This is a genomic window from Streptomyces puniciscabiei, from assembly GCF_006715785.1.
Lineage (GTDB): Bacteria > Actinomycetota > Actinomycetes > Streptomycetales > Streptomycetaceae > Streptomyces > Streptomyces puniciscabiei.
This window is the reverse complement of record NZ_VFNX01000001.1, coordinates 3,244,728-3,258,983: the sequence shown is the minus strand read 5'-3', so window position 1 is coordinate 3,258,983 and position 14,256 is coordinate 3,244,728. Positions and strand designations below refer to the sequence as shown.

Below are 14,256 nucleotides of genomic sequence, written 5' to 3'. Positions count from 1 at the left end.
CGAGGGAAAGTGGGAAGGACGGAACTGGGGTGGTGTGACGTGCCGGACCTGCCTGACCTTCCCGAGAACACGCCCGGGGACGCCGAGGACACCCGGGGCACCGGCGAGCCCGCGATACGCGGCGCCGTACCCGAGACGGACGCCGAGCGGCGGCGCCGGCGCGCCCAGTTCCTGCGTGACCTCGCCGAGGCCCGCGCGCTGCGCGCCCGGGTCCAGCCGCGGCGCGCCAAGGCCGCCCGGCTGCGGCACGCGATGCGCATGCGGACGTTCCGCTGGTAGACCGACCGAGGGGAGCGACACTCCTGGGATTCCTCTTCGGATTTCTCTGGGGCACGACACGGTAAGGAAGTTCTGCGGCGGTTCCGGAGCGAGGAAGATCCGCGCACACAGCGGCGTTTGCGAGGTGGGCGTGCGTGAGTCCGCGGAAAAGCCGCGTACGATCCGCAGGTGGCGGCAACGAACGCGCAAGACACAGGGAGCCGAAGACGTCCCCTGACAGCCATGTTTCTGCCACGATTCCGAGTGGGCGGGGCTCGGAGCCCAAGCCGCCTCCGCCCAACTACCTCCGCCGGGGGGACCCCCAACCGGCACGCCTATGACCAGTGGGAGAGTCACGGTGTACTTCGCCGCACTGCTCGCGCGCACCGAAGACGGGTGGGAAGCGAGCGACACAGAGCTCGACGATGTGGAGACCCTGTCGGATCTTGCCGACCTGGCCCGGGAAGCCTCTCCCGACGAGGACACGGTGCTCGTGCTGATCGAGCAGGAGGACGCGTGGTTCGGTGTCGTCCGCGTGGACGGCGAGGACGACCCTCGCATCTACGTCTCGGACGCGGCCGCCGCCCAGCGCAGCGCGTACGGCGAGCTGCTGCTCACCGACGAGCTGCTCGGCCGGGAGCCGGGTGCCGACGACGGCCCCGACCTGGACTCCCTCGACCTCGACGGCACCGAGGACGGCGAGTCCGAGTCCGACGAGGACGACGAGGAGGGCGCCGCCGCCGACGCCGTTCCGCACAGCCCGGTGGGCGACAGCCAGATCCTCGACGACCTGGGCATCAGCGAGAAGGAGCTGCGCTCGCTGGACGCCGACGACGCGCTGGGCACCATCGCCGAGGCGCTGGGCGCCTCGGAGGTGCTGGAGACCGTCCGCTGACCGTCGAGAACCCGGCCGCCGCCCCGGATCCCGTACGCGACCGCTGGCGGGCAGCGATGCGGCTCGCCCTGGCCGAGGCCGGGCGGGCGGTCCCGGGCGGGGACGTCCCCGTCGGCGCCGTCGTGCTGTCCCCGGACGGTACGACGGTGCTCGCCGTCGGGCACAACGAGCGCGAGGCCACCGGCGATCCCACGGCCCACGCGGAGGTCCTCGCGATCCGGCGGGCCGCCGCCCTGCTCGGGGAGTGGCGGCTGGCCGGCTGCACGCTCGTGGTCACCCTGGAACCGTGCACGATGTGCGCGGGCGCGATCGTCCAGTCCCGCGTCGACCGGGTCGTCTACGGCGCCCGGGACGAGAAGGCGGGCGCGGCGGGCTCGCTGTGGGACGTGATCCGCGACCGGCGGCTCAATCACCGCCCGGAGGTCGTCGAGGGCGTACTCGCGGCGGAATGCGCGCGCGTCCTCACCGAGTTTTTCCGGGACCGGTGAATACCGATTTCTGAGCACGCCCCTGCGTGCTGTAAGGTCTCCCTCGGTAGCGTGTCCGAGCGGCCGAAGGAGCTCGCCTCGAAAGCGAGTGTGGCGCAAGTCACCGAGGGTTCAAATCCCTCCGCTACCGCTCGAAGAAGGGCCTCGTCGCAAGACGGGGCCCTTCGTGCGTCTGTGGACGGCGCCTTCGTGCGTCTGCGGGCCCTCCCGGCGGGCCCGGCAAAGGACCCGGGGCGGCGGGCCGTTGGTCCCGGGAAGAGGCGTGAAGGTTACACTCGCGGCCGGCAGCAGGGGCGCACGGACAGGGGAGGCCGCGGTGGCGGTGAATGCCAAGAAGATCGCCGTATACGTGCTCGTGGTCTTCGCGCTGTACGTGATCATCACGGACCCGCCCAAGGCGGCCCACTACGTCCAGATAGTCTTCGAGGGCATATCGGACGCGGCCAAGGCCGTGGGCGACTTCATGACGTGGGTCGCCAACGGAGGAAAGAGCTGAGGTACACCCCATGATCCGCCACCTGGTCCTCTTCAAGCTCAACGAGGGCGTCGAGCGCGACGATCCGCGGGTCGTGGCGGGCGTGGAGGCCTTCCGGGCCCTCGGCGGCCAGATCGAGGAGCTGCGCTTCTGGGAGTGCGGCTGGAACATCAGCGACCGGCCGATCGCCTACGCCTTCGCGATCAACTCGGCGGTCGAGGACGCCGACGCCCTCAAGCGCTACCTGGAGCACCCGGCCCATCAGGCGGGCGTCGCGCTGTGGCGCGAGTTCGCCACGTGGGTGATCGCCGACTACGAATTCTGACCACTTCAGCCCGGCAGCCCCCCGCCGCAACGGCGGGGGGCTTTCATGCGTCTTGGACCTCCACTCGATCCCCAACTTGTCGGTGGTTGAACACAACACGGCGTTATCGGGTGCTTGCACACAGTGCACATGTCTTGTGATGCTATGACCGCTTTTGACCGATCATTGAGCGACGAAGAGGTGGCGTTGACCGTGTCGGCCAGTACTGCGCCGCCCCAGGAGGAGGCGAGCACCCCCGCCCCCGCTCCCGTGGCTCCCGAGAAGCGGCGCGGTGCCGACACCCGAGCCCTCACCCAGGTGCTCTTCGCCGAGCTGAAGCAGCTCACCCCGGGCACGCCGGAGCACCACCGGGTGCGCGGGGCGCTGATCGAGGCGAACCTCCCGCTCGTGCGCTACGCGGCCGCCCGCTTCCGCTCCCGCAACGAGCCCATGGAGGACGTGGTCCAGGTCGGCACCATCGGCCTGATCAACGCCATCGACCGGTTCGACCCGGAGCGGGGCGTGCAGTTCCCGACCTTCGCGATGCCGACCGTGGTCGGCGAGATCAAACGGTACTTCCGGGACAACGTCCGCACGGTCCACGTACCGCGCCGGCTGCACGAGCTGTGGGTGCAGGTCAACAGCGCCACCGAGGACCTCACCACGCTGCACGGCCGCTCCCCCTCCACCGCCGAGATCGCCGAGCGGCTCAGGATCAGCGAGGAGGAGGTGCTCAGCTGTATCGAGGCGGGCCGCTCGTACCACGCCACCTCGCTGGAGGCCGCGCAGGAGGGCGACGGACTGCCCGGCCTGCTGGACCGGATCGGTTACGACGACCCGGCCCTGGACGGCGTGGAACACCGCGACCTGATCCGGCATCTGCTCGTCCAACTCCCCGAACGCGAACAGAGAATCCTTCTCCTGCGCTACTACAGCAATCTCACCCAGTCCCAGATCAGTGCGGAACTCGGCGTCTCCCAGATGCACGTCTCCCGGCTCCTCGCCCGCAGCTTCCAGCGGCTGCGCTCGGCGAATCGCATCGACGCGTAGAAGCGCTCGAGACGGAGCACAGCGGGCGCACGGAAGCACGCCCGGGATCACCCCCTGCATCGCAAACCCGCTCGATGCATCACCACCGAGAGCGAATCGCTCACCAGCACAGATGCCGACAGTTGAGTCCCGATAAAGCGTCAGACCCCTTCTTTCCAGGGCGGATTCGCCTCCCACATGTCGACATGTCTCTACAGCGTGTTGCCGACATGTGACATTCTGCGTGAGACGCGTTTGCCGGGCCTTCGGCGCCGGTATTCAGGTGAAGGCTGCGTTGTCCGAAAGACAGCGCCGCCACGACCGTCCCGCGACCCAAAGGGGGTGGCATGTCCGCAGAACAGGGCAGCTCGAAGGTGCTGACGCCCGCAACCGGCGAGGCAGCGCCCAAGGAGCTCGACGCTCTCGACGTCCTCGACGGCATCGAGGGCGTCACGGCCCTCGATGCCGTGCCGGCCCCGCCCGTCCCGGAGGCCGTCGACCTCCCGGCGCCCGCCGATCTCCCGGCCCCGCCGGCCTCGGGGGACATCGACACCCGCACCCTGTCCCGCTCCCTGTTCCTGCGGCTCGCCGCGCTCGACGAGAACAGTCCCGAGCGGGCCTACGTCCGGGACACCCTGATCGAGCTGAACCTGCCGCTGGTCCGCTACGCGGCCGCGCGCTTCCGCTCCCGCAACGAACCGATGGAGGACATCGTCCAGGTCGGCACCATCGGCCTGATCAAGGCGATCGACCGCTTCGACTGCGAACGGGGCGTGGAGTTCCCGACCTTCGCGATGCCGACGGTGGTCGGCGAGATCAAGCGGTTCTTCCGCGACACGTCCTGGTCGGTGCGGGTCCCGCGCCGCCTGCAGGAGCTGCGCCTGGCCCTCACCAAGGCCAGCGACGAGCTGTCCCAGAAGCTGGACCGCTCCCCGACGGTGACCGAGCTGGCCGCCGTGCTCGGCGTCTCCGAGGAGGACGTGGTCGACGGCCTCGCGGTCGGCAACGCCTACACCGCCTCCTCACTGGACTCCCCGGCCCCCGAGGACGACGGCGGCGAGGGCTCGCTCGCCGACCGGCTCGGCTACGAGGACACGGCGCTGGAGGGCGTGGAGTACCGCGAGTCCCTCAAGCCCCTGCTGGCCAAACTCCCGCCCCGGGAGCGCCGGATCATCATGCTCCGCTTCTTCGCCAACATGACCCAGTCCCAGATCGGCGAGGAGGTCGGCATCTCCCAGATGCATGTCTCGCGGCTGCTGACCCGGACGCTGGCGCAGTTGCGCGAGGGTCTGATCTCGGACTAGCGCTCCGCGGGCCGCGCAGAGAGGGCCCCCGCCCGGGGGTTCCTATCTGATGGTACGTCAGTCACCATGGCCCGATGCTTCGTACGACGACATGGACACGTGGCCGCCGAGGCGCCGTTACGGCAGCGTCGGCGGCCGTCGTCGTCCTGGGCGGGGTGCTGGCCGCGTGCGGGGGCGATGGCCCGGGCGGTGGATATGCCGCGGTCGGCTCGGGACAGCGCGGGCCGGGCTCTGTCGGTCCGACGGGGTCCGTGACGCTGGTGCCGCTCGACGGGGCGCAAGGCAGCAGCCAGGACGGCGGCAACTCCCCTGGAAATGCCGCACCTTCACACCACGCCGAGCCCTCGGGAACCCCGGAGCAGACCACCACCGAGCCCAGCGGCAACGCCTCCCCCGGTACCCCGGGTCCGGCCGGCGAAGGAGGAAGCGGCGGCCCAGGCGGTCGTACGGCGCCACCCGCCGCCCCGCCCGGCCCAGCTCCCAGCGGCAGTGCGACCCCCGCCCCCGCCGACCTCTCCTGGGGCGCCCCCGCGACAAAGCCGGCGGATCAGCGCTGGTGCCAGAAAGTGACCGTCGGCTTCCGCAACTCCGGAGGGACGGCCGTGCGTTCGGGCAGCGTGACCTTCGGGACGCACGTCATCGGCGCGCTCGGCATCGACTGGGAAACGGTCGACTCGACGGTGGACCTCCCCGCGCCGATCGCGCCGGGCGCGCACGAGGACCACACCTGGACGGTGTGCGTCGACGCCTGGCGCGTGCCGCTCGGCATGCACATCGAGACGCGGGACGTGTCCGTCCGGTGGAAGTGATCGGTCAAATGATCGCCGGGAGCGGGTGCTACTTCATCGCCAGCCAGGCGACACCGGCCACCACGGCCAGGGCCACGATGACACCGATGATGAGGCCGACGCGGGGGCCGGAGGAGGCCGCGGCCTGCTGCTGGCGGCCCTGGGGGGCCTCGTCGACGAACGCGCGGAACATCTGGGTGCTGCCGGCGGGGTCGTAATTGCCCTGGGGGCCCTGGGTGTTAGCCATGGCCCGAGACCTTAGCGAAGACGGGCCGGGCCGCCCAAGTGGGGGGCCACCGGAACAGACCGGGGCACCTCGCCCGCAGCGACCTGCATATTTACGATTGCAATACTTGCTTTTGCCAAGTTTTTGCGCGGTCGACTCCGGCAGTTATTTGCCTGCAGCAACCAAACAGGGTTAAGGTTGCCTCAAGCAACGAATCGGGAGGTGTGATGGCCGGGCAGGCGCAGTTCGAAGAGCTGGCGCGTCAGCTCAGTGCCTTCGGAGCCGTGAAACGGGACATGGGGCGGATCCTGCCGCCCGAATGCCCGGCCGGCTCGGCCGCCGTGCTGACTCTGCTCGGCCGCCACGGAGGCATGCGCATGAGCAAGCTCGCCGAGCTGCTCGCCGTGGACATGTCGGTCACCAGCCGGCATGTCGCGCACGTCGCCGCGCGCGGCTGGATCGAACGGCACCCGGACCCGGCGGACAAGCGCTCGCGCATCCTGCGGCTGACGCCCGCGGGCCTGGAACAGCTCCACGAGCTGTCCCGGCGGACCACGCGTCTGCTCGCCGAGCGGCTCGCCGACTGGACCGACGACGAGGTGACCCAGCTGATCCGGCTGATGACCCGCCTGCGCGCGTCCTTCGGCGACTGCCGGGCCACCGCGGTCCGGCTTCCCGCCCCCGTACTCGAAGAGACCACCCGTACACCCGCAAGCACGTAAGAGAAGGAAGCCCATGGCAACGACCACACCAGCCGGTGTGCGGGCTCACGCCAAGCACGGGGGAGGCCCAGGCCACGCCCCGATGACGCACCGGCAGATCATGGAGGCCCTGTCCGGGCTGCTGCTCGGCATGTTCGTGGCGATCCTGTCGTCCACGATCGTCTCCAACGCCCTGCCGCACATCATCGGCGACCTCGGCGGCGGCCAGTCCGCCTACACCTGGGTGGTCACCGCCGCCCTGCTGTCGATGACCGCGGCCACTCCCCTGTGGGGCAAGCTCGCCGACCTGTACAGCAAGAAGGCGCTCGTCCAGATAGCCCTGATCATCTACGTCGTCGCGTCGATGGCGGCCGGCCTGTCGCAGAACCCCGGCATGCTCATCACCTTCCGGGTCTTCCAGGGCATCGGCGTCGGCGGTCTGTCCGCCCTGGCGCAGATCGTCATGGCGGCGATGATCTCCCCGCGTGAGCGCGGCCGTTACTCCGGCTACCTGGGCGCCACCTTCGCCGTCGCCACCGTCGGCGGCCCGCTGCTCGGCGGTGTCATCACCGACACCTCCTGGCTGGGCTGGCGCTGGTGCTTCTACGTCGGTGTCCCCTTCGCCGTCATCGCGCTGATCGTGCTGCAGAAGACCCTGCACCTGCCCGTGGTCAAGCGGGAGGTCAAGGTCGACTGGGGCGGCGCGACCCTCATCTCCGCCGCCGTCTCCCTGCTGCTGATCTGGGTCACCTTCGCCGGTGACAAGTACGACTGGATCTCCTGGCAGACCTACGCGATGGTCGGCGGTTCGATCGTCCTCGGCGCGCTCTTCGTGCTCGTCGAGTCCAGGGCCAGCGAGCCGATCATCCCGCTGCGCCTGTTCCGGAACCGCACCATCACGCTGGCGTCGCTGGCCTCGCTGTTCGTCGGTGTCGCGATGTTCACCGGCACGGTGTTCTTCAGTCAGTACTTCCAGCTGGCCCGCGACAAGTCCCCCACGATGTCGGGCGTCATGACCATCCCGATGATCGGCGGCCTGTTCGTCTCCTCGACCGTCTCGGGTCAGTTCATCACCCGCACCGGCCGCTGGAAGGCCTGGCTGGTCAGCGGTGGCGTCCTGGTCACGGCCGGCCTGGTGCTGCTCGGCGGCATCCGGTACGACACCGACTACTGGAAGATGGCCATCTTCATGGCGCTGCTGGGTCTCGGCATCGGCATGATGATGCAGAACCTGGTGCTCGCCACGCAGAACCAGGTGGCGCCCTCCGACCTCGGTTCGGCCAGCTCCACGGTCACCTTCTTCCGCTCCCTCGGCGGTGCGGTCGGCGTCTCCGCGCTGGGTGCCGTGATGTCCCGCCGGATCACGCACTACGTCCAGGACGGCGTCGCCGCACTGAGCCCCAAGTACCGGGCGGCCCTGGCCGGCAGCTCCGGCTCGACCGACAGCATCCCGGACATGAACAAGCTCCCGGCGCCCATCCGGACGCTGCTGGAGAGCGCCTACGGCCACGGCATCGCGGACGTCTTCTTCATCGCCGGCTGCCTCGCCGCGGCCGCCTTCCTGATCACGCTGTTCATCAAGGAGGTCCCCCTGAAGACCAAGGGCGCGCTCGCACAGGCCGCCGAAGGCCACGCTCCGGCCGAGGTCCCGGCCGAGGCCGCCCCCGCCACGGAGGCCACCACCGAGGCTCCGGCCGCAGAACGGGTGCCCAGCTGGGCCACCCCCGTCGTGTCGGACACCTCCGGAGCCACGGCCACCGCCGTCCAGCCGGCGGCGACCGCCGTCGCCACCATCGCCGAGCCCGGCACCGGTGGCCCGGGCGGCACCCCGGTGCACGGCTTCGTCCGCGGCGCCGAGAGCGCCCCGGTCCCGCAGGCCGCGGTCACCCTGATCTCGCTGTCCGGCCGCCAGCTGGGCCGCGCGGTGGCCCAGGCCGACGGCTCCTACTCCGTCGACGCCCCGGGCACGGGGTCGTACGTCCTGATCGCCTCCGCCGACGGCTACCAGCCGCAGGCCTCCACCGTCGTGGTGGGCGAGGAGCCGGTGTCCTACGACATCCTGCTCAGCGGCACCAGCGGGCTGACCGGTGTGGTCCGGGCCGCGGGCAGCGCGCTGCCGGTCAAGGACGCGATGGTGATCGTCACCGATGTGCGCGGCGACCTGCTGGCCACCGCCGCCACCGGGGAGCAGGGCGACTTCGCCTTCACCGACCTGGTGCCGGGCACGGTGACCATGGCGGTCAACGCGAGCGGGTTCCGGCCGCGCGCCGTGCCCGTCGAGATCGGTGCCACCGGCCTCACCCGGATCGAGATCGACCTGGACGCCGGCGCCCGCCTCCAGGGTGTCGTCCGGGCCCCGCACGGTCCGCTGGCCGACGCCCGGGTGACGCTCGTCGACCAGGCGGGCAACGTGGTCGGCACCGCCACCACCGGCTCGGACGGGGCGTACGCCTTCACCGACCTGGACAGCGGCGAGTACACGGTCATCGCCACGGGTTACCCGCCGGTGGCGACGGCCCTGACCGTGGCCGGCACCGGGGTCGACGGCCACCACATCGAACTCGCCCACCCCGGCGAGTAGTTCGGTTCCGGCCCGTGGAGGGGATGCGTTTCGAACGGAGGCGCACCCCCGCCACGGGCCGGTTCGTTGAGACCAGTTGGTAAGGCTTTGCAGGGAGAAAACGGGATGGGACTGACCGCGAAGATCCGTACGCGGGACGGGTGGGCCGTGTCGCACGCGGTCGTCACGGTGACCGACATGACCGGTACGCAGGTGCTGCGCGCCGAGGCGGACGCCGAGGGAGCCGTACGGGATGCCACCGAGCTGGCGCCGGGGGCGTACACGGTGATCGTGACGGCCGTCGGGTACGCGCCCGCGGCCTCCTCCGCGATCGTCACCGCGAGCGGCCGGGCCGAGGTCGGCACGGTCACGCTGGCCCGGCAGGGCGGCACCGAGCTGCCGCCGCCCGGGCCCTGGACCATCGACCCGGTGCACTCCTCCGTCGCCGCGGTCGCGCAGCACCTGGGGATCTCCAGCGTGCACGGCCGGTTCACGGAGTTCGGCGGCACGATCGAGATCGCACCGGACGACGTCACCAAGTCCCGCGTCGAGGCGGTCATCAAGGCCGCGTCCATCGACACGGGCAACGGCATGCGCGACGGCCATCTGAAGTCCGCGGACTTCCTCGACGTCGAGCAGCACCCGGAGATCACCTACCGCTCCACGGGCGTGACGGCGGCCGGCTCGGACCGCTGGACGGTCCACGGCGAACTGTCCATGCACGGCGTGGTCCGGCCGGTCGACCTCGACCTCGCCTACCTCGGCACCGGCGCGGATCCGTGGGGCGGCACGCGCGCCGCGTTCCGCGCGACGGCCGAGCTGCACCGCGAGGACTTCGCGATGAACTACAACCAGGTGCTCCAGGCCGGCATCGCCGCGATCGGTACGACGCTGAAGGTGGAGCTGGACATCCAGGCGGTGCAGGGCGACTCGCTGCCCCAGGCATAGGCACAGCAGGGTCAGCCACAGGGGCGCGCGCTGCCCCTAGGCTGCCCCCATGGCACCGAACATCGCTACCAACACCCGTGTGTCGCTGGACGAGCTGCTGGACTTCGTACGACCCCGCCACCGCGCCCTGCTGATCACCCGCCGCGCCGACGGCGGACCGCAGGCCTCCCCGCTGACCTGCGGCGTGGACGACTCGGGCCGGATCGTCGTCTCCACCTACCCCGAGCGGGCCAAGACCCGCAACGCCCAGCGTGATCCCCGCGTCAGCGTGCTCGTCCTGAGCGACGAGTGGAACGGCCCCTGGGTCCAGATCGACGGCACCGCCGAGGTCATCGACACCCCGGACTCGGTGGAACCCCTGGTCGAGTACTACCGCAACATCGCCGGCGAACACCCCGACTGGGACGAGTACCGCGCGGCCATGGTCAAGCAGGGCAAGTCCATCATCCGAGTGACACCCGAACGCTGGGGGCCAGTGGCCACGGGAGGGTTTCCGGCGCGGCTGGTGGAGGGGCAGTAGCCGGGCGGGGCATCACCGGGGGCATACGAGAGGCGGTGACCTTCCGGCCACCGCCTCTCCCGGGGTACGAACCGTCAGCCGCTCGTCTTCTGCGTGAGGTCGTAGAAGGTGGCCGAACCGACCGTCACCTTCTTGAAGTTGCTCTCGACCCACGAGCTGATCTGCGAGGAGCTGCCGCCGCTGCTGCCGCCCGTGCCACCGCCCACGCCGCCCATGCCGCCGCCGGCGATGAAGTAGTGGATCTTCCCTTCCGCCACGTACTTCTTGAACTGCGCCGGCGTCGGGGACGGGTCGGTGCCGTTGAAGCCGCCGATCGCCATCACCGGGTCACCGGAGGCGAGCTGGTAGCCGGCCGCGTTCTGCGAACCGACGGACGCGGCCACCCAGGTGTACTTCGAGGCGTCCTTCTCCAGCAGCTGCTTGGCGGCGGAGGAGACGTTCGCGCCGTTCAGCAGGCCGCCGACGCCGGGGAAGCCGTTGCCGTTGTGGCCCTGGCCCCGTGCGGTGCCGTTGCCCTGCTGCTGGTTCCGGCCCTGCTGCCCCGGCATACCGCCGCCGAAGCCGCCGCCGCCCGGGAAGCCGTTGCCGTTCTGCTGGCCCTGCTGACCCTGCTGCCCCGGCATCGCGCCACCGAAGCCGCCGCGCATGCCTCCGCCGTTGCCGCCCGGCCCCCGGCCGCCGCCGAAGCCCATCGTGCTCGCGCCCGCCGGACCGGCCGTCGGGATGGACCCGGTGTGCGCGGAGTTCACCGTACTGAGGGTGTACGCCGTCGGACCGGCGAGCGCGGCCACCAGGCCCACCGCCGCCGCCCCGAGGGCCGGCTGCCGGGAGATCCGACCGGCGAAGATCAGGCCCAGCGCGGCCGCCATACCGCCGACCAGCAGCAGCCACTTCAGCCAGGGCAGATAGCCGGACGTACGGTTGAGCAGCACGTACCCCCAGACAGCGGCGGCCACCACCGACGCGGCGAGCGTGATCGACGCCCAGGTCTCCCCCCGCCGCTCCCACAGCAGCCCGGCGCCCATGCCGACGACGGCCGCCAGGTAGGGAGCCAGGGCCACCGTGTAGTACTGGTGGAAGATGCCCGCCATGTAGCTGAAGACCACCATGGTCATCAGCAGCGAGCCGCCCCAGACCAGGAACGAGGCCCGCGTCACCGACGTCCGCTTCAGCTTCCGGGTGGCCACGAGACCCGCGACCAGCAGGATCAGTGCGGCCGGGAGCAGCCAGGAGATCTGGCTGCCGATCTCGGAGTTGAACATCCGGTCCCAGCCCGTGGCGCCCCAGCGGCCGGAGCCGTTCCCCCCGCCCCCGCCCCCGACGCTGCCGGTCTCGTCGCCGTTGATGCGGCCGAGACCGTTGTAGCCGAAGGTCAGCTCCAGGAAGCTGTTGTTCTGCGAACCGCCGATGTAGGGGCGGGAGGAGGCCGGCCACAGCTCGACGATGGCGACCCACCAGCCGCCGGAGACGACCAACGCGGCTGCGGCGAGGGCCAGTTGACCGAGCCGCTTGCGCAGCCCGACCGGTCCGCAGACGGCGTAGACGATCGCCAGCGGCGGCAGGATCAGGAAGGCCTGCAGCGTCTTGGCGAGGAAGGCGAACCCGATCGCCACACCCGCCCACACCAGCCACCTGGTACGGCCGTCCTCCACCGCCCGTACGACGAAGTAGCAGGCCAGCGCCATCAGCAGGGCCAGCATCGCGTCCGGGTTGTCGAACCGGAACATCAGCGCGGCGACCGGGGTGAGCGCGAGCACCGCGCCGGCGATCAGGCCCGCGGCCGGGCTGAACCGGCGCCGTACCGCCGCGTAGACCACCGCCACCGTGCCCACGCCCATCAGCACCTCGGGCGTGAGGATCGCCCACGAGTTCAGGCCGAAGATCCTGACCGACAGCTCCATCGGCCACAGGAACGCCGACGGCTTGTCGACGGTGATGGCGTTGCCCGCGTCCAGCGAGCCGAAGAAGAACGCCTTCCAGGACCTGCTGCCCGCCTGTACGGCCGCCGAGTAGAAGGAGTTGGCGTAGCCGGAGGCGCTGAGGTTGTACAGGTAGAGCAGGAGGGTCGCGGTGAGCAGGCCGAGGAAGGCCGGGCGCGCCCAGCGGGGGTCCTCGGGGCGGCCGCGCCACAGTCTGCGGAGGAACGGCCCCTCGGGCGCACCGGCCGCCCGGTGCGGGTGCGGCTGCGACGGGGGGTGCGGGGGAGCGCCCGTGGGCGGGCCCCACACGGTCGTACCGCTCTGCTGGTCGTACTGGGTGGTCATCGGGGATCCCCCGGATCGGTGTCATGAGGGCGCACCGGCTGCAGTCGCACGGTGGCGTCCCTCCAGCTGCCGTCCGCGGCTTCACCGGCGCGGACCTGGGTGGCCGTCGGATGCGGCTGCCGGTACGGCACCGGGCGCTGGGGCAGCGGTGCGTACGCAGCGGTCGTGCCGTACGGCGGGGTCGTGCTCGTGGTGTAGGTCGGCGAGGAGAGGGTGGGGGAGGCGACGACCGGCGTGCCGGCGTCGGACTCGCCGCGGTCCGGGAACACCCAGGCGCGGAAGAGCAGGAACCGCAGCACGGTCGCGGCGAGGTTGGCGGCGATGAGCACCGCCAGTTCGGTGGAGTGCGCGGGGCTGGAGCCGGCCGCGTTCAGGGCGGCCAGCGAGCCGCTGGTCAGCGCGAGTCCGATGCCGAAGACGACCAGGCCCTGCGCCTGGTGCCGTACGGCGCCGCCCCGGCCGCGCACCCCGAAGGTGAGCCGGCGGTTGGCGGCCGTGTTGGCGACCGCGGAGACCAGCAGGGCGAGCGCGTTGGCGAGCTGGGAGCCGGAGAACTGCCGGAAGACGCTGTAGAGGAGGAGGTAGAAGAGGGTGGACAGGCCGCCGACGACGCAGAAGCCGACGAGCTGGCGGGCCAGTCCCTTGGGCACGTTGGTCAGGTCCCGGTCGCGCGGGTCGTCGCCGAAGGGCCGGGTGAGCCGGTCCAGCGGCAGCGAGCCGGTGGCGAGCGCCCTGCCGACCCGCCACACGCCCTTGAGGTCGTCGGTCGCGGTCTTCACGATGTGCACGGTGGAGTCCGGGTCGTCGACCCAGTCGACCGGCACCTCGTGGATCCTGAGGCCCGCCCGCTCGGCGAGCACCAGCATCTCGGTGTCGAAGAACCAGCCGGTGTCCTCCACCAGTGGCAGCAGCACCTGCGCCACCTCGCGCCGGATGGCCTTGAAGCCGCACTGGGCGTCGGAGAAGCGGGCCTGGAGCGAGCCGCGCAGGATCAGGTTGTAGGCCCGGCTGATGAACTCCCGCTTGGGGCCGCGCACGACCCGGGAGGTCCGGGCGAGCCGGGAGCCGATCGCGAGGTCCGAGTGGCCGGAGATCAGCGGCGCCACCAGCGGCAGCAGGGCGTTGAGGTCGGTGGACAGGTCGACGTCCATGTAGGCGAGGATCGGCGCCTCGGACGCGGACCACACGGTGCGCAGTGCCCGCCCCCGGCCCTTCTGCTCCAGGCGGAAGTTGGTGACCTCGGGGATGTCCGCCTCCAGCCGCGCGGCCACCTGCGGGGTGGTGTCCGTGGACGCGTTGTCCGCGATCGTGATGCGGAAGGCGTACGGGAAGGTGCGCGTGAGGTGCTCGTGCAGTCTGCGGACGCACGGCTGGAGGTCCTTCTCCTCGTTGTGGACGGGGATCACTACGTCCAGGACAGGCGTGCCGGCGTCTCCGGCCGGGAGGTGCTCCCGCGCCGGCAGGGTGCCGGGAGAAGAGTCGGTTCGCATGGAACC

15 protein-coding genes and 1 tRNA gene are annotated in these 14,256 nt (G+C 71.0%); 13 read left to right on the top strand and 3 right to left on the bottom strand.

Annotation, left to right across the window (positions count from 1 at the left end):
• Nucleotides 1-48 precede the first annotated feature (48 nt).
• From FB563_RS14900 to FB563_RS14860, 9 genes are all read left to right on the top strand, one after another.
• Nucleotides 49-279: a hypothetical protein gene (locus FB563_RS14900; RefSeq protein ID WP_411573209.1), complete on the top strand. Its 231-nt coding sequence runs from the start codon at nucleotides 49-51 to the stop codon at nucleotides 277-279.
• Between the two features lie 337 nt (nucleotides 280-616).
• Nucleotides 617-1,153: a tRNA adenosine deaminase-associated protein gene (locus tag FB563_RS14895; RefSeq protein WP_055708360.1), complete on the top strand. Its 537-nt coding sequence runs from the start codon at nucleotides 617-619 to the stop codon at nucleotides 1,151-1,153.
• A gap of 56 nt (nucleotides 1,154-1,209) precedes the next feature.
• Nucleotides 1,210-1,641 (top strand): tRNA adenosine(34) deaminase TadA, encoded by a 432-nt coding sequence (gene tadA, locus FB563_RS14890; RefSeq protein ID WP_055708361.1) that lies wholly within the window; start codon nucleotides 1,210-1,212, stop codon nucleotides 1,639-1,641.
• A 45-nt stretch (nucleotides 1,642-1,686) separates the two neighbouring features.
• Nucleotides 1,687-1,771: transfer RNA gene (locus tag FB563_RS14885), tRNA-Ser, on the top strand.
• Between the two features lie 186 nt (nucleotides 1,772-1,957).
• Complete coding sequence (locus tag FB563_RS14880; protein WP_055708362.1) at nucleotides 1,958-2,137, top strand: hypothetical protein; 180 nt, start codon at nucleotides 1,958-1,960, stop codon at nucleotides 2,135-2,137.
• Between the two features lie 10 nt (nucleotides 2,138-2,147).
• Complete coding sequence (locus FB563_RS14875; protein WP_055708363.1) at nucleotides 2,148-2,441, top strand: Dabb family protein; 294 nt, start codon at nucleotides 2,148-2,150, stop codon at nucleotides 2,439-2,441.
• A 144-nt stretch (nucleotides 2,442-2,585) separates the two neighbouring features.
• Nucleotides 2,586-3,470, top strand: coding sequence for an RNA polymerase sigma factor SigF (locus tag FB563_RS14870; RefSeq protein ID WP_055708364.1), 885 nt, complete (start codon nucleotides 2,586-2,588; stop codon nucleotides 3,468-3,470).
• A gap of 326 nt (nucleotides 3,471-3,796) precedes the next feature.
• Complete coding sequence (locus FB563_RS14865) at nucleotides 3,797-4,753, top strand: RNA polymerase sigma factor SigF (protein WP_142218710.1); 957 nt, start codon at nucleotides 3,797-3,799, stop codon at nucleotides 4,751-4,753.
• 251 nt (nucleotides 4,754-5,004) lie between these two features.
• Nucleotides 5,005-5,562 carry a hypothetical protein gene (locus FB563_RS14860; RefSeq protein ID WP_341874416.1) on the top strand — a complete coding sequence of 186 codons (558 nt, stop codon included), beginning with the start codon at nucleotides 5,005-5,007 and terminating at the stop codon, nucleotides 5,560-5,562.
• 28 nt (nucleotides 5,563-5,590) lie between these two features.
• Here the strand turns inward: FB563_RS14860 and FB563_RS14855 are convergent, their stop codons facing one another.
• Nucleotides 5,591-5,788, bottom strand: coding sequence for a hypothetical protein (locus FB563_RS14855; RefSeq protein WP_055710399.1), 198 nt, complete (start codon nucleotides 5,786-5,788; stop codon nucleotides 5,591-5,593).
• A 206-nt stretch (nucleotides 5,789-5,994) separates the two neighbouring features.
• Here FB563_RS14855 and FB563_RS14850 point away from each other — a divergent pair, with 206 nt between their 5' ends.
• From FB563_RS14850 to FB563_RS14835, 4 genes are all read left to right on the top strand, one after another.
• Nucleotides 5,995-6,489: a MarR family winged helix-turn-helix transcriptional regulator gene (locus FB563_RS14850; RefSeq protein WP_055710400.1), complete on the top strand. Its 495-nt coding sequence runs from the start codon at nucleotides 5,995-5,997 to the stop codon at nucleotides 6,487-6,489.
• Nucleotides 6,490-6,571: 82 nt separating this feature from the next.
• Nucleotides 6,572-9,049: an MFS transporter gene (locus FB563_RS14845; RefSeq protein ID WP_055710401.1), complete on the top strand. Its 2,478-nt coding sequence runs from the start codon at nucleotides 6,572-6,574 to the stop codon at nucleotides 9,047-9,049.
• A gap of 105 nt (nucleotides 9,050-9,154) precedes the next feature.
• Complete coding sequence (locus FB563_RS14840) at nucleotides 9,155-9,976, top strand: YceI family protein (RefSeq protein ID WP_055710402.1); 822 nt, start codon at nucleotides 9,155-9,157, stop codon at nucleotides 9,974-9,976.
• Nucleotides 9,977-10,025: 49 nt separating this feature from the next.
• Complete coding sequence (locus tag FB563_RS14835) at nucleotides 10,026-10,496, top strand: PPOX class F420-dependent oxidoreductase (protein WP_055710403.1); 471 nt, start codon at nucleotides 10,026-10,028, stop codon at nucleotides 10,494-10,496.
• 74 nt (nucleotides 10,497-10,570) lie between these two features.
• Here FB563_RS14835 and FB563_RS14830 read toward each other — a convergent pair whose 3' ends face one another.
• Nucleotides 10,571-12,760, bottom strand: coding sequence for an ArnT family glycosyltransferase (locus FB563_RS14830; protein ID WP_142218708.1), 2,190 nt, complete (start codon nucleotides 12,758-12,760; stop codon nucleotides 10,571-10,573).
• Entirely contained in the window at nucleotides 12,757-14,250 is a 1,494-nt protein-coding gene (locus tag FB563_RS14825; RefSeq protein ID WP_055710391.1) for a bifunctional glycosyltransferase family 2/GtrA family protein, read from the bottom strand. The genes FB563_RS14830 and FB563_RS14825 overlap by 4 nt, the downstream gene beginning before the upstream one ends.
• Nucleotides 14,251-14,256: the final 6 nt, after the last annotated feature.

What these genes read in the sequence shown, in the direction of transcription:
- FB563_RS14835 (WP_055710403.1), top strand. Translation starts at nt 10,026, where the DNA reads ATGGCACCGAACATCGCTACCAACACCCGTGTGTCGCTGGACGAGCTG.
- FB563_RS14850 (WP_055710400.1), top strand. Translation starts at nt 5,995, where the DNA reads ATGGCCGGGCAGGCGCAGTTCGAAGAGCTGGCGCGTCAGCTCAGTGCC.
- FB563_RS14865 (WP_142218710.1), top strand. Translation starts at nt 3,797, where the DNA reads ATGTCCGCAGAACAGGGCAGCTCGAAGGTGCTGACGCCCGCAACCGGC.
- FB563_RS14845 (WP_055710401.1), top strand. Translation starts at nt 6,572, where the DNA reads ATGACGCACCGGCAGATCATGGAGGCCCTGTCCGGGCTGCTGCTCGGC.
- FB563_RS14840 (WP_055710402.1), top strand. Translation starts at nt 9,155, where the DNA reads ATGGGACTGACCGCGAAGATCCGTACGCGGGACGGGTGGGCCGTGTCG.
- FB563_RS14870 (WP_055708364.1), top strand. Translation starts at nt 2,586, where the DNA reads ATGACCGCTTTTGACCGATCATTGAGCGACGAAGAGGTGGCGTTGACC.
- FB563_RS14825 (WP_055710391.1), bottom strand. Translation starts at nt 14,250, where the DNA reads ATGCGAACCGACTCTTCTCCCGGCACCCTGCCGGCGCGGGAGCACCTC.
- FB563_RS14855 (WP_055710399.1), bottom strand. Translation starts at nt 5,788, where the DNA reads ATGGCTAACACCCAGGGCCCCCAGGGCAATTACGACCCCGCCGGCAGC.
- FB563_RS14875 (WP_055708363.1), top strand. Translation starts at nt 2,148, where the DNA reads ATGATCCGCCACCTGGTCCTCTTCAAGCTCAACGAGGGCGTCGAGCGC.
- tadA (WP_055708361.1), top strand. Translation starts at nt 1,210, where the DNA reads ATGCGGCTCGCCCTGGCCGAGGCCGGGCGGGCGGTCCCGGGCGGGGAC.
- FB563_RS14830 (WP_142218708.1), bottom strand. Translation starts at nt 12,760, where the DNA reads ATGACCACCCAGTACGACCAGCAGAGCGGTACGACCGTGTGGGGCCCG.